Source organism: Candidatus Methanoperedens sp. BLZ2, assembly GCF_002487355.1.
Lineage (GTDB): Archaea > Halobacteriota > Methanosarcinia > Methanosarcinales > Methanoperedenaceae > Methanoperedens.
Window position 1 is genome coordinate 1 of record NZ_NTMG01000058.1, and the last position, 21,019, is coordinate 21,019.

Below are 21,019 nucleotides of genomic sequence, written 5' to 3' on the forward strand. Positions count from 1 at the left end.
AAAAGAAACACCCCTTAACATCGTTAACAACTCGCACCTTTCCCTGATCCTTAATGGGGCGCTGCTTCTTGACCAGGGTTTTGTTTTTAACTCAATTGACCCGATGAGCCTTGTTGAATATGCAAACGAGACCGCATACACGATTTTGGGAAAGAAAAAGAAATACGAGGATGTGATGCTTGATAATAATTCTATCAAAGTTGACCCGAAGGAGGATGCATATAATTCAACTGATGATCCTGATAAGGCAAAGGAAGAATCACAGAAAGGAAAATACGATTTTAATACCACAGTTATTACTGATTACCTCAACAATGATTCAAAGCCTGGCGGCTCGATCGTGAATAAGAAGATAAGAGCTGTCATTACCCCGGTTTACAGTACTTTATTTGCAACTGGTGTTGCAAGGCAAACAACGGATTATCCTGGATCTCATGACGGATATGAAGAAAGTGATAGTACTGAGGACTGGGGCGAACCTGACAGCATGACGCAGACAGGAACGATAGCAAAAGACTCGTATGTTCCCGGAAACCTGTATGGTGAAACCTGGGAGCTCACATGGACGCGAAATCATGTCTGGAGGCACACGTACTGGGTCACTGAATCATGCGGGAAAGATTGTACGAAGCAGGTGCCGCATTATAATTATATGACCACTACTGATTCGCGCATGGATAGGGTCGCGATTACTTTGAAGGCTGTTGAGAATTCAAATACCAATATCAATCTTGATTTTGCAGGGAAATCTCTTGCATCGAAAAATGACCTGTCCGGGACTTATGTTTCAAAGGATGTGACATACGGATACGGATTGTCTCTCTTGAATGGGGTTGATTACATAGACCCGAATCTTGAACCTGCATACCTGCAATACAGGGATTTCTTCGATTCTAATAAGATATCGAACCTGAAGAACATGGATTTGAATGGTGATACTGACAAAAAATCGTTTACAGTGGATGAACCCGCATGGGTTTCTGGGGAGACGCAGTATGCTGTTGATGATATTACTGAACGGATGAGGAGTGATATTCATCTTGACCCTGATATCAATTATGAGAATTATCCTGTTCCTTCTGACCTGATCAATGCGGCACGGGATGACCTGATTGAGAAGATCACCATTAGAGAGACAGGGTATGTGAATAAGTCAAATTATTATACAGGTAAATATAATAGCGCAGGTGCAAAGGTGATTTCTGTTATCCGCGAGTGGTATATTGACCAGGTGAAGTATCAGATACGGGAGAAGTTTTCTGAAGGGAGTAAAAGAATCGATGATGAGATAAAGAAAAACTTTTCCGAACCTGATAAAGTGAAGCAGGCAAACCGCGATGCTGCAAAGTTCCTGTCGCGCGGGTTCAAGCTGCCGCTTGCTGTTAGCATGAGAGCATATCATGTGGATGAGAATGGGAATATTTATGAGCCAGGGAAGCTTCAGGCATGGAATGAGAGCGTGACTTTGTTGATCAACCAGGAGCCGAATTATCTGGATGCATTCAGACCCCTTCCTTCTAATCCGAGATTATATTCATTGAAAGTGAGAAATAATAATCTACTGTTGAGAAACGGAATCCATATTTTGCCTACTCTTGAGCCGTGGATCGCAACTTTTAATGCATGGTCTATTGATGTTGAGGGTGAGTTCGTTAAGTTTGAAGTGCAGGATATCGATAATGAGGTGCATCCCGATCCAATATTCGGGCATGAAGCGCAGGTGTATGTGAGAGAAAATGGAAGAATTCGGGATACCATAACTAATGCTATTATTGGAGATAATTCACCAATAAAATTCAATTTCACAACTGGGACATTCATAGCAGTACCGCCAGGCAAAATAACAGGAGTCGGAGATAAAAACACAATAAATCCTATTGAAGAAACACCAGGATGGAATATAATATGAAATTAAAAATAATAATTATAATAATTTTTATTATATTGTTTTTGAATATAGATATAATATCAGCAGAAGAAAATGAATATGGGATAGTTAAAGCATGGTTTAATGAACAAAATGCAACCGTTGAAACAGTAGAAGGTATCAAATTAAGGGTTGGAGAACCAGTTGAAGTTAAAGTTGAAGTAATCTTAAAAATCGACGGTGATGTAAGTTTTAAATTATATGAGCCTGGTGTTACAAGAGCTTATAAGATAATTAATGGACCAAGCGATATTGAAAATTGGATAGATAACTTGAATATGGAGTCTGGTTGGTCAAAAACATATACATGGACTGTTACTCCGAATGGTGCATGGAAAAATGGAAACGCACCACTTAATATTTTCGTTCAATTTAATAAGGGTATGAATAATAAAAAAATCCAATTCACAATCGCCAATCCCTACATCCTCGATGAGCAATACACCGGCGCCGCCGCCACGACTCCCGCACCGGAAATAACAGGAACCGGCGCTCAGGCAAAAGAGACACCGTTCCCTCCAGTGATTTTTGTCTTTATGGCACTGCTTGTTGCTTGGCGCCTCAGAACGAGAGCATGACTTTGTTGATCAACAAGGGAGCCGAATTATCTGAACTATAATTATAAACACAAATGTCATCTAATATACTGTCACGCTCTTTACGCCTTCTATTCTGGTAAGCGAATCCAGGAGTTCACCGCTTGCTTTTCCTTCTGTTATTATTGTAAGCTGGGGATTTTCAGTAAGATATGGATCATCAGATACGGCCTGCCTGATAATTACTCCATGCTCTGACACGGCTGTTGCGACTGCACCCAGGAGACCCTTGCGGGCAGCATTGTCAGGAGCAATGACTATTACACCAAGACCCAATAATGGTGCCACATCCCTTAAGAATGGTATTGTGCGGACATTCTGGAATATCTGCATCAATTTCTCATTCTTTGAAATAGTTTCACATGTTGAGTCAACCACTCTCCTATCAACTTCTATCTCATTTGCGATCTGTGTGTGAGGTATTTCGATACCGCCTGAAACTACCCTGCCCTGGGCATTTATCTGGAAACCTCTTTCCAGAAGCAATCTGATCACCTTTTCTTGTGCCGGATGGTTTTTAAATTTTTCCTGGATGATAGTCCACATTAATTCTTAATATGGTAATTTTTGATACTAATGTTTATCGTATTGGTTAATAAATCAAGGTTTCTTAATCTTCTTGATTACAGGAAGTTTAGGCATACTGTGCAACTTCCAATTCTCTAAATCCTACAAATTTATTCAACTCTTCCACTTTATTCTCTTCGAGGCACATCTCTATGACTTCTTTTATATTCTCCTATTTTTTAAATCATATCGCCCGCAGTCACCGGTATACTCTGGACAAAATAGTACTATTCCAAATCAATTCATAGAGAGTGAATCAAACCCCAACAAACCGCCCCGCCTTCCCCAGCTCCTCCTCGATCCTCAGAAGCTGGTTATACTTCGCATTCCTCTCGCTCCTTGCCGGCGCGCCTGTCTTGATAAGTTCGGCGCCGATAGCAACTGAAATATCAGCGATCGTGGTATCTTCTGTTTCTGCTGACCTGTGGCTTACTACTACCTTGAATTTGTTCTTCTGGGCAAGCCGCGCCGCATCAAATGCCTCGGAGAGCGTGCCTATCTGGTTCACCTTGAGGAGCAGCGCATTTCCAGCATTCATTCTGATACCCTGCTCAAGCCTCTTTACATTGGTCACGAAAAGGTCGTCGCCTATTATTATCGTATCCTTCAATTTTTTTGTCAATTTTGCAAAATCCTCGAATGATTCTTCCTCGAATGGGTCTTCGATAGAGAGGATCGGGTAAGTATCGACAAGCTCGGCATAGAAATCGATTAATTCCCCGCTCGATAATATCCTGCCATCGACTTTATATTTGCCATCCTTATAGAACTCGGTTGCAGCGGAATCAAGACCAATTGTTATCTTCTTATTATATCCTGCTTCTTCTATCGCATCCGTGAGCGCATCAAGGGCATCGGTCGTATTTTTAAGCGGCGGGGCATAACCGCCTTCGTAGCCCACATTGACCGCAGAATTCCCGTATTTTTTCACAAGTATTGCGCCGAGGGTATGATAGGTCTCGGCCCCCATACGAAGGGCTTCGGAAAATGTTTTTGCGCCGCTGGGCTGAAGCATGAATTCCTGTATCGCAAGTTCGTTTCCTGCGTGTTTGCCTCCGTTTATGACGTTCATCGTGGGAACAGGAAGAGTGAATGCATTTGTTCCGCCAAGATAGCGGTAAAGTGAAATACCCAGTGAATCCGCTGCGGCATGAGCCACAGAAAGCGAGACTGCAAGAATAGCATTGGCGCCAAGCTTTGATTTGTTCTCTGTTCCGTCGAGCTCAAGCATTGTTGCGTCTATTTCGCGCTGGTCGCGCACATCCATTCCCAGAAGTGCTTCCCGGATTTCCGTATTGACATTGTTTACAGCTTTCATCACGCCTTTTCCAAGATAACGCTTATCCTTATCCCTTAATTCAAGCGCTTCGTTCGTTCCTGTTGATGCGCCAGAAGGAACACTTGCGCGGCCAAATCCGCCTTCTGTAAAAACGTCAACCTCTACCGTGGGATTTCCCCGTGAATCTAAGATTTCTCTTGCATGGATGTGGTCAATAAACAATGAATATCACCTTTTGGACTTTTTTAGATCAGAATATACTTGATAGTTTAAAGAAATAAAAACCCTTCTAGGCAAAACTTCATTCATTTTCACCCGGTTAATCATCCTTGGAATGAGAAAAGAAGTGAAAACTTATATATTAATATAAAACAAATTGATATCAGGCAAAACATATGGTTCAGGCAACAATAAACATTGATGGACATACCAACAAAATCCTGGATATTATTCAGGCTAAATATGACTTAAATGACAAAAGTTCTGCAATAGATCTGATGGCTTTACAATATGAAGAGGAAATACTCGAACCGGAGTTTAGACCCGAATATATCGAAAAAACAAAGAAAATAATTAAGCAAAAACCTGTCGATGTTGGAAGTATTGAAAAATTGAGGGGTAGATTAGGTCTTTGAACTTTTTATTGTACAATTTGAAGATAAAACCTGATCTTGAAAATACCCTGAAAAAGTTAGCAAAAAAGAACAGGAAACAAGTTGAGATCATCCTCAAAAAAGTAGAGGAAATATTATCAGATCCACATAGATACAAAAACCTTCGTGCTCCTTTGAATGATTGGAAAAGAGTACATGTGGATAAACATTTCGTATTGACTTTTTCTATTGATGAGGAATCAAAGACCGTCATTCTTGAAGATTATGACCACCACGATAATATCTACAAACATTAGTATTCACAAGAATTACTTAGAAATCCTTTACACAGCCTCTTGCTCCATAACCGTTTCAACAACAGCTCTTGGAGGATTCTCTTCGATCACTGGCCTATCTTTCCTGTAATCTTTCAACCTCCTGATTATCACTTCCGCCAGGAATAGCACAAGCGCAGCAAGAAGATATGGTTCTTTTTCACTCCTTGGCTCATTCACAGTACGAACCGCTTTTTCCTTTATATCCAGAAACATGAGCCCCTGGACTTCATCTTCGTTATACACACGCCCTCCATTTGATACAATGACATCATTCAATTTATCATTAAACCCGATCTCCCTGTATTCCAGGGGATAATTTACAGCAATCCCATATCCTGAAATGTCATGGAAATCCCCGGTCTCAAGATTGATCGTGGTTTCGTATGTGGTCGGCCCTGTCCTTGAAAGATCAAGAGGTGCGCCGTCAAGTTTCACGACCGGAGGTTGCTTATCTGATGTGACAATGACCCTCCCGGACGTTCCCGCCCAGATATCCTCTGCCTGAATAATATCCCCTTCTGCCGGGCGTGGGTCACCGATCGCCCAGTTTATCATTGATGAGATAAGGCGCGAGTTCTCACCGCTATAAACTTCGCTTGCCCAGAGAGTCTCCCCGCCACCGCTATCTGTTGTGAAGGAAACAACCCGGCCAAGCCCGAAGCCCCACGTTGTAAGGATGGGCTTTCCTCGCGAAGTTGCTACAAGGCGGTCTGCGCCCAGTTTTGGGGTCACATCATTGTATCCCGTTATCGAGGCTGAAATATTGATGTATTTTGTTATGAAATGGTCAGTATCTAATATCGTGAGTGGATATTCGTAAGTTACGGAGGGAGTTTCAGCAGGTGTCGGGGTGGCGGATGGGCCTTCCCCTATTAAGGTGCTTGCCCGTTCATCGGGATATAAGAGTATTACATTAGTGCTGGCTGCTTTTGCCAATATGTCATAATTATCGTTAGGTATCTTTGCATTTGCAGGCAAAAGAATTTGAATGAATTGTATTTTTGTTTCTTTAGCTGTTAAATCTAATACAGTATTTTTTGTTTCGGTAAGACCATCAGGGTCTATTAATCCATCAGATATGACTATTATCTCTTTTGTACCAGTTACCGAATTTAATAATTCATCAGCAGCGTGGAGTCCTTTATCAAGGTCGGTAGGATTCTCCCCTCCCCTTGTTCCAGGTCCGATCTCCCTTACGAAACTCTCAAGCTCTGCTTTATTTGCTTCAGAACCCATCGGCAATATAGCGGTTTGTGTTGTTACACCGCTGAATGCCACCACACCGACACGACTGTCCTGCCCAATACCCCGGATGATGCTTATGGCATTAGCATCAATAAGACTGATGGGTGAAGGTGATCCTATTCCTGTGCTTCCTGATGAGTCAATCAGAATAATAACATTTCTTCCACCTGTGAATTCTCCTGCCCTTGATATTATAGGCAGTATCGCTTCAACCGGGGAATTATTGTAAGCCCCTTTGTCATACGACGATTGTCCACCCACAACCACAAGCCCTCCGCCATTTCCCACATAATTCCGTAAGTTTTCGGCAGGTAACTCAGTCGCTACCTTATTATCTATTATCACAGTTTTATAGGGTGAGGATGAAAGATCTGATGGCAGAGAGCTCACTGTAACAACGTCATATAGACTATTCGTAATTGTATAAAGAGGCGATCCTGTATCGCTCGTTACTGCCAGCAACTTTGGTTTTGGCACAACGAATATGGATTTATAGAACACATTGTTTTGCTGGAACCTGTCCTCCCCGTTTGGCGTAATCGTTGCTGTCATTTTGTGCGAACCAAGAATTGTAAACGCACCTGTGACAGGAATTACCTTTTCTCGTTCAGTCTGCGAAAATGTTTCGCTCATTACTGATTTTCCATCTATGTCCACATCAAGCTTGTAAACTATATAGCTTCCTGCCTGCCTTACAACAACATTGAACACATTCTCATTCCCGATAATGATGTTCTTGGCGCTTACAATCTCCACACTTGCATCATTATGGATTGATTTTTGTTTCACCGCGAACACTTTTGTTCCTGTCTGGGAAACAAAAGAGATAGCATCGAAAAGGTCTTTTCCGTAATTGGCGTTCCCGTCAGTTACAAGTAATAAATTATTATTTTCTGAGGCTCCTATCACCTCATCACCTATGGGTGATTTGATGCCTGCGAATTCCCTGAATTTCGTGGGTGTTCTGGGCTGTAATGCATCAAATATCTTTTTCCCGGTATCTTTATTGAACAGGTCCATGCTGAAAGTATTATCCGAAATCACGGTTATTCTTGGAGCATCATCACGCACTGTGGTTATGCCTAGCGAGTAGGGCGATGCAAGGGCAATAATCAGGAGGCTCAGGATGATGATCCGCGAATATATGATCCATTTAGAAACACCTTTTCGTATATAATATAACCCTACAAGGATCAAGGGGCTGATAAGTAAAAGGACATAAGGATTCTCAAACTGGGGTATCGTGAAAGCCATTATAATTCACCCCTCCAGCGCAGGTAATACAATTCAAGAAATACAAGGAACATAGCAGCCATTATGAAATAAATATCAAGATTCTTTTGTTTTCGGATAGTTTCAGGTGAATAGACGACTTGTTGCGAGGTTGAAACATTTGATGCCTCAGCAGCAAGCCCGCTACTGACAAGGTTTGATTCCCGTTCATCATACAGGTTCACAGCCACGTTCTTTCCGGGCACATCATAAATACCAACCTCATCAAGCAGCAGCGTATCTGTTGTCACCTTATCGGCAGGTGTATTTACTGTCACAGATGCCGGGAATTTTATCAGCATCCCCGTTTTTGCATTATATTCGGTCACATCAAGGCTTCCCTTTATCCATTCAAGCATCTGTTTCCAGAAAAGCGGATAATCGGGAAGCGCGTGCAGATCATTCCAGACCTGTTCATTTAGCGGATCATAAATATTATTCCCCCGCGGGTCAGCAAGGCCGGAATAGACAACTGTTCCTTTTCCGAATTTCCAGTAAGCAAGAATAGCTGATTTTTCTTTATCCCCGCTTTCAACAAGACCCACCGCATTATCTTTCAGATGCGCCTTGAAATATTTATTGACATTTGTTTTCTCAATATCAATACCATCTGTTATGGTTGTCTGGCGGGCGATATTCAGGGATGTCTTATTTCCAAGTGTCCCAGGCTCAACTGGGAGGAGAGACATATTCGTAAGACCCGGAGATGCGATTATTACAGCCGTTCCTCCGCTGCTCACATAGTCTTCAAGTTTTTTAACCGCGTCCTGGGGCAGGGGATCGCTCACTACAACGATATTATCTGACATTGAAGGTATGCTTTTTGGGTCTGCTTTTGTGACTTTTGTATTGGGAATAAGACCAAGAGCAACAATTGAAGGCGATTTTGGATTATCCGTAATATAAAGGACATCACGCTGCATCGATGGCGGCATATAAACGAAAGCGCTGTTATCAACAGAAAGAGCGTCATTGGAATCTATTGATATCTTCGTAATTCCCGGATTAAGGGAGATATCACTGATACTGAAATATTCACTTGACATGCCTTTGATATTGATCGTATCCTTAACTGCGTTCTTATCGTTTATCGTAACATCGATATTTACATCCCGTGCATCGTTATTGAAGTTCTTAATAACTACTTTATAATCCCCTCCGGATTCAAACCAGCCATTAACGATACCAATATTGTCAGTCCTCCCGCTTACGGTGATAAAATCAACTTTGATGCCGCTTGCTTCTGCGATTTTCTTTGCTATTGCGGGACTGTCACCGTCCCAGCTTATGAAATCGGAAATAACAACGATCCTTCCGCCCTCAGGAAGCATCCTTCTCCCCAGAAGAATGGCGCTTGACAGGTCAACACCTGTGGCTTTAGCTTTAAGTTTTGATAGTGCATCCGTAGCACTGCTTGCAGGAGCTTCTTTCATTACCATTAAGGGAATACTCTGTGCAAGAATGATGGTATTTTTGGCGCTTAAGAATTTATTTGCTTCAGCCACTGCTTTTGTGAATCTTCCGTCTGCCTGCATACTTCCTGAGGCGTCAAGGATAATGACAGTTGAACCCCCGCCTGCTTCCTCGTTCGCCATAATAAAAGGCGCGGCTATTGCAAGTGAAATGATAATAAGCGCAAGGAGCTGGATGAGAAATAGCGGGTCTTTCAGGAATTTCCTGAAAATATTGAGGCGTTTTTTCTTTTCAATGTCAAGAAGGAACATGACCGAAGGGATCTTTATTTTTTTTGCCCTTGGCCTGAGAAGATAAATTATGATAAGCGGAATAATTGACAAAAGCGCGTAAAGTCCAGCCTCATTGGCGAATTGCATCGGATTTGCGTAGAATGAATCAAGGAAAGCCATTTTGTACCTCTAATATGCAGTAAAAAATTTTTCTCCATTAAAATGAATCATATGGTTGGCAATGAATCTGCTTACCTGTTCCGGTGTAAAAATCTGTCCTTTTAGCTTCCTAATATCAATGTTATATGATCTGGAGTACAGTTCTGAAAGCCTCTGAGCATATTCGGCCAAAGCTTCTTGTTTGCTCTTTTCAGGAAGTTTCATAATTAATTCTAATTTCATATCTTTTTCCTTCCTATTTATGCCCCGCTTCCCTCGAGTTAACAACTTCAAATATTGAATCAAAGATCGGCTTATCCGTAGTGACAGTATGAAAATCAGCCCCTACAGATATACACGTTTCTTTTATTTTAGCGATATGGTCATTCAGCCTCTTCTGGTATTCGGCGCGAAGCCTGGGGCTTGTGTATATATCCATTTTTGCATCTGTCTCAAGGTCGATCAATTTTGCTTCTCCGCCAAGGTCAAGGTTTTTCTCCAGCGGGTCAAGCACCTGAATAAGCACAAGTTCGTTATCCCCGAGCCTGAATATTGAATTCCTGATTGCTTCTATATCTGCCATAAAATCAGAGATTATAAAGACAAGGGACCTTGATCTTATAACGCTTGCATATTTTTCCATGCAATAATCAAAACGTGTTTTTCCCAGAAGCTGGGTGCTGTTAAGAAGGTCAATTGTAAGGGAAAGATATTTTCTACCCCTTTTGGGTTTTGTGATATTTATCTCTTCACCGAATGTTGCAACTGCGAATTTCTCATTATCCTTGGTAACAAGATATGCAAATCCAAGCGCCATCATCGCGGCATATTCAAATTTGTTGCGAAAATCCATGCTTTTGCTGGTATCAAGCAATATGTGTGTTGTTAAGCTTTTTTCTTCCTCGAATTCTTTTACATAAAGTTTTTCAGTTCGCCCGTAAACTTTCCAGTCTATGGTCTTGAAATCGTCTCCCTGCGTGTATTCCCGGTAGCTTACAGGCTCCATTCCCCTGCCTTTGAGTATAGAGCGCCGGCTTCCGCTGTATGCAGTGGATACGCGTTTACGCACCATGAATGAGAAGCGATCAAGCTCTTTAAAAAATGAAGTGTCAATCATTGGTTTCACTTTTATTAATTACAATATTTTCAGGTAATTCTGTAAGGAATTGTAAGACTTTCACCGCAAAGAACGCAAAGTTCGCAAAGAACATAGCTACCAAGCTTTGCGTTCTTCGCGTCCTTTGCGGTGTATTTATGTGAATTAATCCCAAATAAATCCGGCAAACAAATCTGCGTTTATCTGCGTTCATCTGCGATTTATTGTATTTTTTAGCCTTAACAGCTATTCGCATATTCAATTTCCTTATCAAAGTTTTTCAAATAATCCTTAAGCTTTTCAAATTCAATGTCGTCCGTCTTAACCTTACTAATATATATTTCAAATGAATCATTAATTTTATTTAACATTATCTTAGGATTAACTACCATTGCGCCTTTCAACATACAAACTAATTCTTTTGGTTGACATGAAAATTGTCCGCTATTTTTAATACGTCCCTCATGAACAAGCCCGCAACGGAATTCATCATAAAAACGATGTGCAAGTGTTTTATCTTTTTTTTCAGGATTCGGTTTATTGAATTCAGTTATATTTTTTCTAATCCATCCTTCAAATCTCTTTCCAACGGTTCTAGGTTTGCAAGTTATATTAATACATGCAAGACAATCAATTGTTGATACGCATAATACTCCCATAGCAAACGCATTAAAATCTTTTTTACTTAATTCATTGGCTGGATTTAAGTAAAATCCATAAATTCTATCTTTGAATGCCTCTATCAAGGCGAGTTTTTCATTGTTCTTTAAAGCAATCTCAATTTCTCTAAAAGTATGGTTTGGAGAAAAGTGAAGTTCTCCCTTTATATCCACCATCAATAATCAACCTCTTTCAAGCAGGCACTCATCTATTTCACGTTTTTAATGAGATCTGATATCACCTGGTCTGTCGTCATGCCTTTTCGCTCGGACTCAAATGTCAGGATTATGCGGTGGCGAAGCACCGGATATGCCATGACATCGATATCTTCCTTGCTTACATAATTCCTGCCTTTCATAAGCGCCCGCGCTTTTGCTGCAAGTATTATACCGATAGAAGCCCTTGGCGATGCGCCGTATTCAATATGCTCGCTCTTTCCCCTCGTAGCGCCAACGATCTTGATAGCCCTGACCTTTATATCTTCTGCGATGGGAACATCCCGGGTGAGCTTCTGGAGTTCAAGGACTTCGGTTTTTGAGACTACGCTCTTTACGGAGGGAACAATATTTTTAGTGTACCTGTTAACGATCTCGTTCTCATCTTCAAATGTAGGATAGTCCATTAAGATCTTAAGGAGGAATCGGTCAAGCTGTGCCTCAGGGAGTGGATATGTACCTTCCATCTCAATGGGGTTCTGGGTGGCAAGTATAAAGAATGGCTTATCAAGCATGTATGTCTTGTTACCTACTGTTACCTGTTTTTCCTGCATTGCTTCAAGCAGGGCGCTCTGGGTCTTTGGCGATGCCCTGTTTATCTCATCAGCAAGAACGATATTGGCAAACACTGGTCCGGGTTCGAACCTGTACTGTTTCTTCCCGCCGATATCCTCGATAATATACGTGCCTGTGATATCCGACGGCATAAGGTCAGGCGTGCACTGTATCCTGTTGAACTTAAGGTCAAGTGCTTTTGAAATTGTGCTGATCGTAAGTGTTTTAGCCAGGCCCGGGTTGCTCTCCACAAGCGCATGGCTGTTGCACAGTATCGCTATCATCATATGTTCAACAGCCTCATGCTGGCCAACGACAACTTTTCCTATTTCATCAAGAAGCTCCTTGAAAATCCGTGTCGAGCTTGTGTACGTCTCATTACTCATGTTTAACCTCGTTCATATTTTACTCCTTTCGACTGCATATTTATTAATAAGCATCTTTTCAGTTTCTGTTTTTTTCATAAGCATACTGTAACCGCCATCAGAAACATTGGAACCAACGATATCCACAGGGAATGCCGCTGATTTGATGAACTGGTTACTTGTCTGGCTTGTATCTCTCACATCAAAGCCTGTATCCACTCCGGAATATAATGTCAGGTCAATATTTTTCCCTTCAATGGATGCGATCTTTGGCTTTCCGAAAATGTCTCCTGACCCGTTTGACCCAATGGCTTCGCTATTCTCAGGGCGTCCAATGATGTCGATCAGGCCGGTATTATTTTCTTGTCCTGGAAATGTTTTTGTAATATTTGAAAGTGTACTTTCCGGTATCTGATATTCTCCCGGGTTATTTGAAATAAAAATCATGCCTGCAATAAAAATAATCGTTATAATGACTTTTGAGATAATTCTGCTTTTAGCCAGAAGATTTGAAGGTGAAACAACCTTCATGGATTCTGAAACTATAGTTTTTAATGAATCTACTATGACATTGCTCTCATTACGGTTATCGTAGGCTGTCCTGAGTTTTTCATTCAGGTCAGGATACTTATTTTCAATAATTCTAATAACATTTAATTTACTATCTCTTCTATGCAATAAAATTGATAAGAGGACAGCAATGAAAATTGCCAGAACAGGAGGGATGAATTTGATCGGAATAGATGCGACAGGCAAGAATTTGTTTAGAAAATATTCAAGATTTATAATAATAAAAATTGCATAGACAATGCTGAATATAGCAATCAGATCCAGGATAGAAAGTATCCGCATCCTGCTAAGAAATCCAGTCCTGGTTTGTTTTAGCTTCTCCAGAAATTCGTCCATTCAGTCACCTTCACTCGCATTATTGGTTTTGATTATATTAAGTCTTGGGATAGGTAGGTTTATGTATTTAAAAAGGAATTAAGGCAACCTGAACCAAATACTATTGGTTCAACATTAACCGTAGCAGGTTTTGGCCTGCGGCGTATGAATTGAAACAATTCGAATGCAGTAAAGCCTTAAATGGTTTGCATGAGTCGGATCTTAAATGATCTTACGGAGGAAAAGAATGAAAAATAATTACAAGACAAATGGAAGATTGCTAGACCTTATTTCAGGTCTTAAAGAACAATCCAGGAACAAACAGGTTCCACTATGGCGTGATATTGCGATAAGACTTGAGCGCCCCACAAGAGAAGCTACTGAAGTCAATCTCAGCAGGATAAACAGGTACACAAAAGAAAAAGACCTGATACTCGTACCTGGCAAAGTTCTGGGCGCTGGTGAATTGAATCATCAGTTAACTGTTGCAGCTGTAAGTTTCAGCGAAGGCGCAAGGAACAAAATTATCGAAGCCGGTGGTTCATGCCTGTCAATAGAAGAACTGATGAACAAAAACCCGGAAGGCTCCAGGGTAAGAATAATCGGGTGATAACATGACAGTAATAGATGCAAATAATCTTATTCTGGGAAGAATGGCAAGTACAGTGGCACAGCGAATATTAAATGGTGAACAGATCAATATCATAAACGCTGAAAAAGCGATCATCTCAGGCAGGAAAGATGCTACATTCGATCGATACCATGCTTATGTAGCTCGTGGTTCACGGGAATTCGGCCCTCGTTTTCCAAGAAGGCCAGACCAGATAGTGGCAAGAACGATCAGGGGTATGATCCCGCATACAAAAACCTCAGGAAGAGATGCTTATAACTTATTAAAGGTTTATGTCGGCGTTCCGGCTGAACTTAGTAAAGAACAAGCGATCACCATAGATGACGCAAGTATTACACGTCTATCCACCAGTAATTATACTGTGCTAGGTGACTTGAGCAAGAGATTAGGATCAAAATTTTAGGTGTTATATATGAAAATCGTTAATTCATCAGGAAAAAGGAAAACCGCAATCGCCCGGGCAACCATAAGGGAAGGAAAGGGGCGCGTAAGAGTAAACAAGCAACCTATAGAAATACTCGAACCAGCATTGATCCGTTTCAAGATGTCAGAGCCTCTTGATTTTGCAAGTACTGTCATCCCCACCGTCGATATTGATGTAAATGTCCATGGCGGCGGCATATTTGGCCAGGCAGGCGCTGTTCGTACAGCTATCGCAAGAGGTCTTGTGGAATGGACAAATGACACAGCACTCAGAGATGCGCTGGCAACGTATGACAGGAGTCTACTTGTGAACGACACCCGTTACAAACTGCCCAAGAAATTTGGCGGTCGCGGAGCCAGAAAGAGAAGACAGAAATCATACAGGTGAAACAAACATGATACCGGTACGATGCTTTTCATGCGGTAAAGTTGTCTCAAGCGTATGGGATGAATACAAGAAACGATCCCAGACCGAGGACGCAGGTAAAGTCCTCACTGATCTTGGAATCGAACGATACTGCTGCAGGCGAATGCTGCTGACCCATGTAGAGTTGGTGGACCTCCTGGCACCGTACCAGTAAGGAGGGGTTGTAGGGTAGCCTGGTCCATCCTATAGCGTTCGGGACGCTGTGACCTGAGTTCAAATCTCAGCAACCCCATTTCTCAGGACACGGCTGTTGAAAAAAGGAAAAGAACATGAACCGCTCCCAGAGGGACTCCGGGAAAAATATGTATAACAATTGAATTCATTGAACTTTAAGGTTAAGGTACTAAGGTTATTTTTGAGGTGATTTAGTGAGTGAAATAAAGCTGACTCGATATGAGCGTGCAAGACTTATCGGTGCAAGGGCGCTTCAGATCTCCCTTGGGGCACCGGTTTTGTTAGATATTGATAAAGGTGAACCCATAGATTTAGCTCTGGCAGAATTAGAACAGGGAGTAATCCCTATAACAGTGAAAAGAACAGTAAAAGAATTAAAAAAGGCTTCGTAAGGTGTGTGATTTAGATGGAAGATATCATTGATATAAAACAGGATGTAAAACAGGATACTGGTTATGAATCGATTATTCCGCAGGACGAATATTTGACAGCAGGGATACATATTGGTACACAGCAAAAAACAAAAGAAATGATGCGCTTTGTATACCGCGTCAGGACTGACGGCTTATATGTACTGGATATACAGGCAACCGACCAGAGAATAAGACTTGCAGCAAAATTACTTGCAAAATATGACCCGCAAAAGATTCTGGTCGTATCTGCAAGACAATATGGTTATTATCCTTCGGAAATGTTCGCAAAGGTAATAGGCGCAAGAGCAGAAATTGGAAGGTTTATCCCGGGTACAATGACAAACCCAAAACTACATAAGTTCATAGAACCAGATATTCTTGTGGTAACAGATCCATCAGGGGATATGCAGGCAGTGAATGAAGCAGTCAATATCGGTATACCTGTCATTGGTCTGTGTGATACCAACAATTCATTAGGTAATGTTGACCTTGTAATTCCAACAAACAATAAAGGGAGGAAAGCGCTGGCTTTGATATACTGGCTCCTTGCAAAAAAGACCCTTGAGGAAAGAGGAGACACTATAACCCACACAGTAGCGGATTTCGAAGCGGAACTTTAAGAGAAAGGGAATAAGAATATGAGGGCTCCGGCAGTTTCGGGGCAATTTTACCCGCGCAATAAAAACGACCTCGACCTTGAGATCAGCCGATGCTTTGAAGATGTACCGGCTGGTGAGAAACAGGTTTTGGGGGCCGTTGTTCCTCACGCGGGTTATATTTATTCAGGAAAAACGGCAGCTTATGTATATTCAATGCTGCCAGCGGCTGACACTTTTGTTCTGTTAGGGCCAAATCATACAGGATATGGCTCCCCGGTATCTGTATCAAGTGAAAAATGGAGTACACCCATGGGTGAAGTTGATTCAGATATAGAATTCATAAAGGCGTTGCCCAAAAGAATCATCGATGCTGATGAAACTGCTCACAAATACGAACATTCAATAGAAGTACAGCTTCCTTTTTTGCAGCACAGGTTCAGCGATTTCAAAATAGTTCCTATCTGTATGGGGATGCAGGATGAAGGAACAGCTCTTGATGTAGGGATGGAACTTGCCGAAGCTGTGCGCAAGGTGAATAAAAAAATCGTGATAATAGCATCAAGTGATTTCTCCCATTATAAACAGGATAAAGTGGCGCGCGAAGATGATGCTTATTTCATAAGTTCAATTCTTGAAATGGATATTCCTGGTTTTTACAGGAAATTGTACGAACGCAATGCTTCAGTTTGCGGATATGGCCCAATTGCTGCAATGCTTACAGCCTCAAAGGAACTTGATGCAAAAAAAGCAACATTGCTCAAATACAGTACGAGCGGCGACACAACAGGGGATTTTTCGGCCGTTGTCGGGTATGCGGGGATCATTGTTGAATTGCTTTATCAAGTTAGATAATAAGAATCGTAAGTCCAATAACGAGTGGGATTATAAGTATGTTTCAAATTAAAGAATGGGCAGTTTTTCCACGGTGTTACCCGTTTACATTGACAGTTGTGGCAAACCCGACTACGGTAACAGTAGGTACACCGGCCAGTGTGAACTTCGCAGTGGAATGACATTGCCAGCCGGAACTGTTGACATAAACGTAAATGCAAATTCGGCGGGCACAATTATTGCAAATGCAACCCGTACAGGGTATGAAAGTGGAATCGCAACAGTTAACCGCAACGAATGGATCAGTAGTCGGAAGCGCTGAGGTAGTTGTAAACGAGGAAATAGTAGAAGTAAATCTTATTAAAAATCCTGGTTTTGAATCTGGAAAGCAAAATTGGACATTTAATACGAACGGAACAGGAAAGTTTAATATAATATCTCCAGGATCCGAAGGAAACAATGCATCAGAAGTTATGTTGGGGAAGATTGGTTCCAACATTCAGCTGTATCAGAAAGAATTAACACTGAAGCCAGATACCCATTATCGGTTAAGTTTCGCGGCTAAATCATCGAGAGGACATGATGGTAAGGGTAGTGCTATTAAAACATGGTTCACCGTATACCAACTATGGTTTAAAACAAGGTTTCAACCTTACCAGGGATTGGCAGACCTTTACGACTGAATTTGACACGAAAGGTTTCGCTGGCACGGTGGACGACGGACGTCTGATGTTCTACCTTGCACCGTATGCAAAGGCGGGAGATAAATACTACTTCGATTCCGTAGTGTTGGAGGAGGAGACGGAGTAGGAAGAGTAGGTTTAATAAAAAATCAATATAGTACTGGATTTTTTCTCCAGTACTTTCTTTTTTTAATTTGTGTCAATTTTTGCCGATAACATTACGTTATATTATACATATTACAGTACTGAACCGGAGAAAAACGTACCATGGAACTTTCATTTATTTTCATAATTGCAGTTGCTGTTGCTCTTTTCATGGGACTTAATATCGGTGGCAATAATGCTGCCGCATCAATGGGTGCTGCATACGGGGCAAAAGTCAGGACAAAATACCAGGCTGTATTACTTATTGGAGTATTTTCTGTACTTGGTGCATTAATAGATGGGGGTGAGGTTATCAAGACCCTTGGAACAGGGATTCTTCCAGCGGGAACAATCGTTCTGGAAGGCGCTATTATTGCAGTAGCTGCATCCGGAATTACTGTTTTTCTTGCCAATATACTAAGAGTTCCGATATCTACAAGCCAGGCAGCAGTCGGGTCTGTTGTCGGGATCGGGTTCTTTTACGGGGCATCAAAAATAAATGTAACTTTTATCGGTTATATCATAAGCTGGTGGATCATCACTCCAATTCTGGCATGGTTGCTCGCTTATTTAATGGGGAAATATCTTTATACGCACATCCTTATCTGGCTGGCAGATCACCATGAATCCGATGCTTCGATAAGGAAATCCCTTACTATTCTTTTGACTATTTCAGGTTGTTATGTAGCATATTCCGCAGGCGCCAATAATGCTGCAAATGCAGTCGGTCCTTTTGTGGGAGCAGGGATCATAGGATCCGCTCCAGGAGCTATTTTCGCAGGTCTTGCGATCGGCCTTGGAGCATTACTTATGGGAGGGAGAGTGCTTGATACGGTTGGGAAAGAGATCACTGAACTATGCGTAATAAGAGCTACATTCGTGGAATTCACAGCAGCTTTCATAGTTCATATAGCATCCATAAGAGGGATACCGGTTTCATTGGGTGAGATCGTTGCCGCAGGAATAATCGGCATTGGATGCGCTAATAGCGGGATGCATGTTGTAAAAGGTGATGTTGTTAAGAAAATATTGATCGCATGGGTAGTTTCTCCCCTTCTTGCAGGAGTAATTGCATTCGGATTAATGAATCTTATATAGCAAGTAAATTTTCAAGTAACCCAAACCTGCTTATCGCAAGATCTTTGCTTGCGATCCGCCTGACTATCACACGCCCCGTATCGAAAATTATTATTTTTTCAACAGGTGGGTTCGTAAGTACTATCATTTCGTTATCAGATGTAACCTGCACGCTATCAAACTGTTTCTTGAGTTCTTCGATCGCATGTGGTGTAATTTTTATAGCACCAAGCTCAGCTTCGCCACTGAAAAGGTCTTCATCTCCTTTCGTGAAGCATGGGTCGATCGTGATGATCTTCATTTAATCCTCATGATCTCTTCGATCTTATCCATGATCTCTATAGCTATCTGGCGCTTTGTACCTGAAACAGATTTGACAGAGCCATCGATCAAATAAACATTATTTTCTTCTGTTCCCATACCCCCGGAGGATACATCGTTTGCGACAACCATGCTTAGATTTGATGAATCCATCGACTTCCTGGCACGCTTGATAAGCTCTTCTTCCGATATGCCGGTTTCTGCTTTAAATCCAATGATCTTCAGGTCAGGATAGTTCTGGCGCACTTCTTTTATAAGTTTAGGCGCTGGTTTCAATGTCAGGGTGAGTTCTTTTTCTGACTTTATTTTATCCTTTGAGGGCGTTACTGTGAAATCAGAGATTGCAGCAGCACTTATCAGTAAATCATATCCTTTACCAAGCTCTTCGATAACAGAATCTGTCATATCCTGTGCACTTTCTGCATAGAACTCGCAAATCCCCTGTATCCCCATGCAGTCCCGGTGAACAAGAGTAACATCGGCGCCTCTCCTGAATGCTTCAAGTGCTAATTCCACGCCTGTTTTCCCGGAGGCGCGGTTTGTCAAAATCCTTATAGGATCTACCGTTTCAGCCGTTGCGCCTCCTGTGATAATTATCCGCTTGCCTGAAAGTGTCTTTTTTCCGGCAGCTCTTTCAACCCTGAGTACTATTTCTTCAATACTGGCAATTTTTGCAGCGCCTTCCTCTGTTAGGGGATTAACGAACTCAACTCCGAGTTCTGTAAGTTTTCCAATATTCTCAATAACAATAGGATGATTATACATGGATTCATGCATGGCAGGAATAATGATTATCGGGATACCGGAACCAAAAGCTGTTGTTGCAAAGGTCGTGACAGAAGTATCATCGATCCCATGTGCGATCTTTCCAATTGTGTTCGCTGTGCATGGAGCGATCACAAGTAAAGATGCCCTGCCGCCAATGCCGCAAAAGTTTACATGCTCCACATCTCCCGTTATTTCCGTTATAACAGGATTGCCCGTAGCGTAGCGAATTGCTTCAGGATGTATTATTTTGCGCGCAGCATCAGTCATTACTGCATGGACATCAGCGCCACGCCTTCGTAGTTCCCTTGCAAGCTCCACACACCGAACTGCGGCTATGCTGCCAGTGATTCCGAGAACGATGGTCTTTTCTTTAAGGGATTTTGAAGTCTGTATTATCTGGGTTCCCATCACTTTCTGATATATTGTATAAATGCTTATAATTTGCTTTCGTGCGATAAAGATTTTCTAAACTTCATTGGAGAGATGGAAATGTGGAGTTATCAAAAATCCACATTTTTTTTGAAAAACAGATTGGCATATAATTTACGACATATACAGTTTATAGATTCTTTCAATTTATGTCTCGGTTTAAACAAATGAACAATATCATCCATCAAAAAAAAGAATATGGCAATTAATCCTATTACTATGATAAATGGTAATAAGATTACTTTTTTAAGATTCATTTTAATTTCTCTATTATATTTATTTCTGCATTGAGATTATCAAATAACATTAATTTATTATTAATTGATATAAGACTTATTATGATTATTCATGAGCATAATTTTTAATAATACACCCTACTATCAATATAAATTTACAATGCGTCATCTTGGGAATTGAAGATACTCAAAATTGTAGAAAATATACAAAAACATTATAAATTTTTATATAGTAAATCTTATTAGTAATACACTCTTATCAGGCGCACAGAAGGGCTCGTGGTCTAGCCGGTTATGACGTCGCTCTCACACAGCGGAGGTCCTGAGTTCGAATCTCAGCGGGCCCATATCAGGAATTGCTAAAAAATTGCGGAGTTAAGGTTTAAATATTTAAAAAGAGAATATAACCTAAGGTCAAAGGAGGCC

25 protein-coding genes, 2 tRNA genes and 1 pseudogene are annotated in these 21,019 nt (G+C 41.3%); 17 read left to right on the forward strand and 11 right to left on the reverse strand.

Annotation, left to right across the window (positions count from 1 at the left end; translation table 11 throughout):
• Both CL181_RS20385 and CL181_RS10385 read left to right on the forward strand, forming a co-directional pair.
• On the forward strand, positions 1–1,909 hold a 1,909-nt coding region (locus CL181_RS20385; RefSeq protein WP_217993146.1), incomplete at its 5' end, for a hypothetical protein.
• Positions 1,906–2,505, forward strand: a complete 600-nt coding sequence (locus CL181_RS10385; protein WP_176505166.1) for a sarcinarray family MAST domain-containing protein — start codon at positions 1,906–1,908, stop codon at positions 2,503–2,505. The genes CL181_RS20385 and CL181_RS10385, both read left to right, overlap by 4 nt.
• A gap of 60 nt (positions 2,506–2,565) precedes the next feature.
• Here CL181_RS10385 and CL181_RS10390 read toward each other — a convergent pair whose 3' ends face one another.
• Positions 2,566–3,069 (reverse strand): amino acid-binding protein, encoded by a 504-nt coding sequence (locus CL181_RS10390; protein WP_097299245.1) that lies wholly within the window; start codon positions 3,067–3,069, stop codon positions 2,566–2,568.
• A gap of 277 nt (positions 3,070–3,346) precedes the next feature.
• Positions 3,347–4,591, reverse strand: a complete 1,245-nt coding sequence (gene eno / locus CL181_RS10395; protein ID WP_097299246.1) for a phosphopyruvate hydratase — start codon at positions 4,589–4,591, stop codon at positions 3,347–3,349.
• Between the two features lie 173 nt (positions 4,592–4,764).
• Between eno and CL181_RS10400 the strand changes: the two genes are divergently transcribed.
• Together CL181_RS10400 and CL181_RS10405 are read left to right on the forward strand one after the other, a co-directional pair.
• Positions 4,765–5,004 (forward strand): DUF2683 family protein, encoded by a 240-nt coding sequence (locus tag CL181_RS10400; RefSeq protein ID WP_097299247.1) that lies wholly within the window; start codon positions 4,765–4,767, stop codon positions 5,002–5,004.
• A gap of 17 nt (positions 5,005–5,021) precedes the next feature.
• Entirely contained in the window at positions 5,022–5,279 is a 258-nt protein-coding gene (locus CL181_RS10405) for a type II toxin-antitoxin system RelE/ParE family toxin (protein ID WP_255251537.1), read from the forward strand.
• 27 nt (positions 5,280–5,306) lie between these two features.
• Here the strand turns inward: CL181_RS10405 and CL181_RS10410 are convergent, their stop codons facing one another.
• The 7 genes from CL181_RS10410 to CL181_RS10445 all read right to left on the reverse strand — a co-directional run bounded on the left by CL181_RS10410 (position 5,307) and on the right by CL181_RS10445 (position 13,458).
• Positions 5,307–7,799, reverse strand: coding sequence for a vWA domain-containing protein (locus tag CL181_RS10410; protein WP_097299248.1), 2,493 nt, complete (start codon positions 7,797–7,799; stop codon positions 5,307–5,309).
• The gene (locus tag CL181_RS10415; RefSeq protein WP_097299249.1) at positions 7,799–9,682 is read right to left on the reverse strand and encodes a vWA domain-containing protein; all 1,884 of its coding nucleotides are present in this window, start codon (positions 9,680–9,682) and stop codon (positions 7,799–7,801) included. The genes CL181_RS10410 and CL181_RS10415 overlap by 1 nt, the downstream gene beginning before the upstream one ends.
• 9 nt (positions 9,683–9,691) lie before the next feature.
• The gene (locus CL181_RS10420; protein WP_097299250.1) at positions 9,692–9,904 is read right to left on the reverse strand and encodes a hypothetical protein; all 213 of its coding nucleotides are present in this window, start codon (positions 9,902–9,904) and stop codon (positions 9,692–9,694) included.
• A 13-nt stretch (positions 9,905–9,917) separates the two neighbouring features.
• Positions 9,918–10,778, reverse strand: a complete 861-nt coding sequence (locus tag CL181_RS10425) for a DUF58 domain-containing protein (protein ID WP_097299251.1) — start codon at positions 10,776–10,778, stop codon at positions 9,918–9,920.
• Positions 10,779–10,996: 218 nt separating this feature from the next.
• Positions 10,997–11,593: a hypothetical protein gene (locus CL181_RS10435; protein ID WP_097299253.1), complete on the reverse strand. Its 597-nt coding sequence runs from the start codon at positions 11,591–11,593 to the stop codon at positions 10,997–10,999.
• A 32-nt stretch (positions 11,594–11,625) separates the two neighbouring features.
• Entirely contained in the window at positions 11,626–12,573 is a 948-nt protein-coding gene (locus CL181_RS10440; protein ID WP_097299254.1) for a MoxR family ATPase, read from the reverse strand.
• Positions 12,574–12,585: 12 nt separating this feature from the next.
• Complete coding sequence (locus CL181_RS10445) at positions 12,586–13,458, reverse strand: hypothetical protein (RefSeq protein WP_097299255.1); 873 nt, start codon at positions 13,456–13,458, stop codon at positions 12,586–12,588.
• Positions 13,459–13,545: 87 nt separating this feature from the next.
• Between CL181_RS10445 and CL181_RS21540 the strand changes: the two are divergent.
• From CL181_RS21540 to CL181_RS10495, 12 genes and pseudogenes are all read left to right on the forward strand, one after another.
• Positions 13,546–13,611, forward strand: a pseudogene (locus CL181_RS21540) (PEP-CTERM sorting domain-containing protein); the annotation flags it as partial.
• 73 nt (positions 13,612–13,684) lie between these two features.
• A complete protein-coding gene (locus CL181_RS10450; RefSeq protein WP_097299256.1) occupies positions 13,685–14,047 on the forward strand; it encodes a 50S ribosomal protein L18e in 363 nt (120 codons plus the stop codon).
• 4 nt (positions 14,048–14,051) lie between these two features.
• Positions 14,052–14,471, forward strand: a complete 420-nt coding sequence (locus CL181_RS10455) for a 50S ribosomal protein L13 (RefSeq protein ID WP_097299257.1) — start codon at positions 14,052–14,054, stop codon at positions 14,469–14,471.
• Between the two features lie 9 nt (positions 14,472–14,480).
• A complete protein-coding gene (locus CL181_RS10460) occupies positions 14,481–14,879 on the forward strand; it encodes a 30S ribosomal protein S9 (RefSeq protein ID WP_097299258.1) in 399 nt (132 codons plus the stop codon).
• Positions 14,880–14,886: 7 nt separating this feature from the next.
• A complete protein-coding gene (locus CL181_RS10465) occupies positions 14,887–15,072 on the forward strand; it encodes a DNA-directed RNA polymerase subunit N (RefSeq protein WP_097299259.1) in 186 nt (61 codons plus the stop codon).
• 3 nt (positions 15,073–15,075) lie between these two features.
• Positions 15,076–15,150, forward strand: a tRNA-Pro gene (locus CL181_RS10470).
• 136 nt (positions 15,151–15,286) lie between these two features.
• Positions 15,287–15,484, forward strand: coding sequence for a DNA-directed RNA polymerase subunit K (locus CL181_RS10475; protein WP_097299260.1), 198 nt, complete (start codon positions 15,287–15,289; stop codon positions 15,482–15,484).
• A gap of 14 nt (positions 15,485–15,498) precedes the next feature.
• Positions 15,499–16,125, forward strand: coding sequence for a 30S ribosomal protein S2 (rpsB, locus tag CL181_RS10480; RefSeq protein WP_097299261.1), 627 nt, complete (start codon positions 15,499–15,501; stop codon positions 16,123–16,125).
• An 18-nt stretch (positions 16,126–16,143) separates the two neighbouring features.
• On the forward strand, positions 16,144–16,956 hold the full coding sequence (locus CL181_RS10485; RefSeq protein ID WP_097299262.1) for an MEMO1 family protein: 813 nt from the start codon (positions 16,144–16,146) through the stop codon (positions 16,954–16,956).
• A 38-nt stretch (positions 16,957–16,994) separates the two neighbouring features.
• Positions 16,995–17,117, forward strand: coding sequence for a hypothetical protein (locus CL181_RS21165; RefSeq protein WP_255251538.1), 123 nt, complete (start codon positions 16,995–16,997; stop codon positions 17,115–17,117).
• 63 nt (positions 17,118–17,180) lie between these two features.
• Entirely contained in the window at positions 17,181–17,618 is a 438-nt protein-coding gene (locus CL181_RS10490; RefSeq protein WP_176505167.1) for a carbohydrate binding domain-containing protein, read from the forward strand.
• A 267-nt stretch (positions 17,619–17,885) separates the two neighbouring features.
• Entirely contained in the window at positions 17,886–18,860 is a 975-nt protein-coding gene (locus tag CL181_RS10495) for an inorganic phosphate transporter (RefSeq protein WP_097299264.1), read from the forward strand.
• Here the strand turns inward: CL181_RS10495 and CL181_RS10500 are convergent.
• Complete coding sequence (locus tag CL181_RS10500; protein WP_097299265.1) at positions 18,853–19,140, reverse strand: hypothetical protein; 288 nt, start codon at positions 19,138–19,140, stop codon at positions 18,853–18,855. The genes CL181_RS10495 and CL181_RS10500 overlap by 8 nt on opposite strands.
• Positions 19,137–20,336: a bifunctional phosphopantothenoylcysteine decarboxylase/phosphopantothenate--cysteine ligase CoaBC gene (gene coaBC, locus CL181_RS10505; RefSeq protein ID WP_097299266.1), complete on the reverse strand. Its 1,200-nt coding sequence runs from the start codon at positions 20,334–20,336 to the stop codon at positions 19,137–19,139. Before coaBC ends, CL181_RS10500 begins: the two co-directional genes overlap by 4 nt.
• 530 nt (positions 20,337–20,866) lie before the next feature.
• Between coaBC and CL181_RS10515 the strand changes: the two genes are divergently transcribed.
• Positions 20,867–20,940, forward strand: a tRNA-Val gene (locus CL181_RS10515).
• Positions 20,941–21,019: the final 79 nt, after the last annotated feature.

Excerpts from the sequence above, each read along its gene's own strand:
- CL181_RS10400 (WP_097299247.1), top strand. The coding sequence starts at position 4,765 with ATGGTTCAGGCAACAATAAACATTGATGGACATACCAACAAAATCCTG.
- CL181_RS10490 (WP_176505167.1), top strand. The coding sequence starts at position 17,181 with ATGCAACCCGTACAGGGTATGAAAGTGGAATCGCAACAGTTAACCGCA.
- CL181_RS10420 (WP_097299250.1), bottom strand. The coding sequence starts at position 9,904 with ATGAAATTAGAATTAATTATGAAACTTCCTGAAAAGAGCAAACAAGAA.
- CL181_RS10390 (WP_097299245.1), bottom strand. The coding sequence starts at position 3,069 with ATGTGGACTATCATCCAGGAAAAATTTAAAAACCATCCGGCACAAGAA.
- CL181_RS10425 (WP_097299251.1), bottom strand. The coding sequence starts at position 10,778 with ATGATTGACACTTCATTTTTTAAAGAGCTTGATCGCTTCTCATTCATG.
- CL181_RS10435 (WP_097299253.1), bottom strand. The coding sequence starts at position 11,593 with ATGGTGGATATAAAGGGAGAACTTCACTTTTCTCCAAACCATACTTTT.
- CL181_RS10415 (WP_097299249.1), bottom strand. The coding sequence starts at position 9,682 with ATGGCTTTCCTTGATTCATTCTACGCAAATCCGATGCAATTCGCCAAT.
- CL181_RS10410 (WP_097299248.1), bottom strand. The coding sequence starts at position 7,799 with ATGGCTTTCACGATACCCCAGTTTGAGAATCCTTATGTCCTTTTACTT.
- CL181_RS21165 (WP_255251538.1), top strand. The coding sequence starts at position 16,995 with ATGTTTCAAATTAAAGAATGGGCAGTTTTTCCACGGTGTTACCCGTTT.
- CL181_RS10485 (WP_097299262.1), top strand. The coding sequence starts at position 16,144 with ATGAGGGCTCCGGCAGTTTCGGGGCAATTTTACCCGCGCAATAAAAAC.
- CL181_RS10455 (WP_097299257.1), top strand. The coding sequence starts at position 14,052 with ATGACAGTAATAGATGCAAATAATCTTATTCTGGGAAGAATGGCAAGT.
- rpsB (WP_097299261.1), top strand. The coding sequence starts at position 15,499 with ATGGAAGATATCATTGATATAAAACAGGATGTAAAACAGGATACTGGT.
- CL181_RS10450 (WP_097299256.1), top strand. The coding sequence starts at position 13,685 with ATGAAAAATAATTACAAGACAAATGGAAGATTGCTAGACCTTATTTCA.
- CL181_RS10440 (WP_097299254.1), bottom strand. The coding sequence starts at position 12,573 with ATGAGTAATGAGACGTACACAAGCTCGACACGGATTTTCAAGGAGCTT.
- CL181_RS10465 (WP_097299259.1), top strand. The coding sequence starts at position 14,887 with ATGATACCGGTACGATGCTTTTCATGCGGTAAAGTTGTCTCAAGCGTA.
- CL181_RS10445 (WP_097299255.1), bottom strand. The coding sequence starts at position 13,458 with ATGGACGAATTTCTGGAGAAGCTAAAACAAACCAGGACTGGATTTCTT.
- CL181_RS10460 (WP_097299258.1), top strand. The coding sequence starts at position 14,481 with ATGAAAATCGTTAATTCATCAGGAAAAAGGAAAACCGCAATCGCCCGG.
- coaBC (WP_097299266.1), bottom strand. The coding sequence starts at position 20,336 with ATGGGAACCCAGATAATACAGACTTCAAAATCCCTTAAAGAAAAGACC.
- CL181_RS10495 (WP_097299264.1), top strand. The coding sequence starts at position 17,886 with ATGGAACTTTCATTTATTTTCATAATTGCAGTTGCTGTTGCTCTTTTC.
- CL181_RS10500 (WP_097299265.1), bottom strand. The coding sequence starts at position 19,140 with ATGAAGATCATCACGATCGACCCATGCTTCACGAAAGGAGATGAAGAC.
- CL181_RS10385 (WP_176505166.1), top strand. The coding sequence starts at position 1,906 with ATGAAATTAAAAATAATAATTATAATAATTTTTATTATATTGTTTTTG.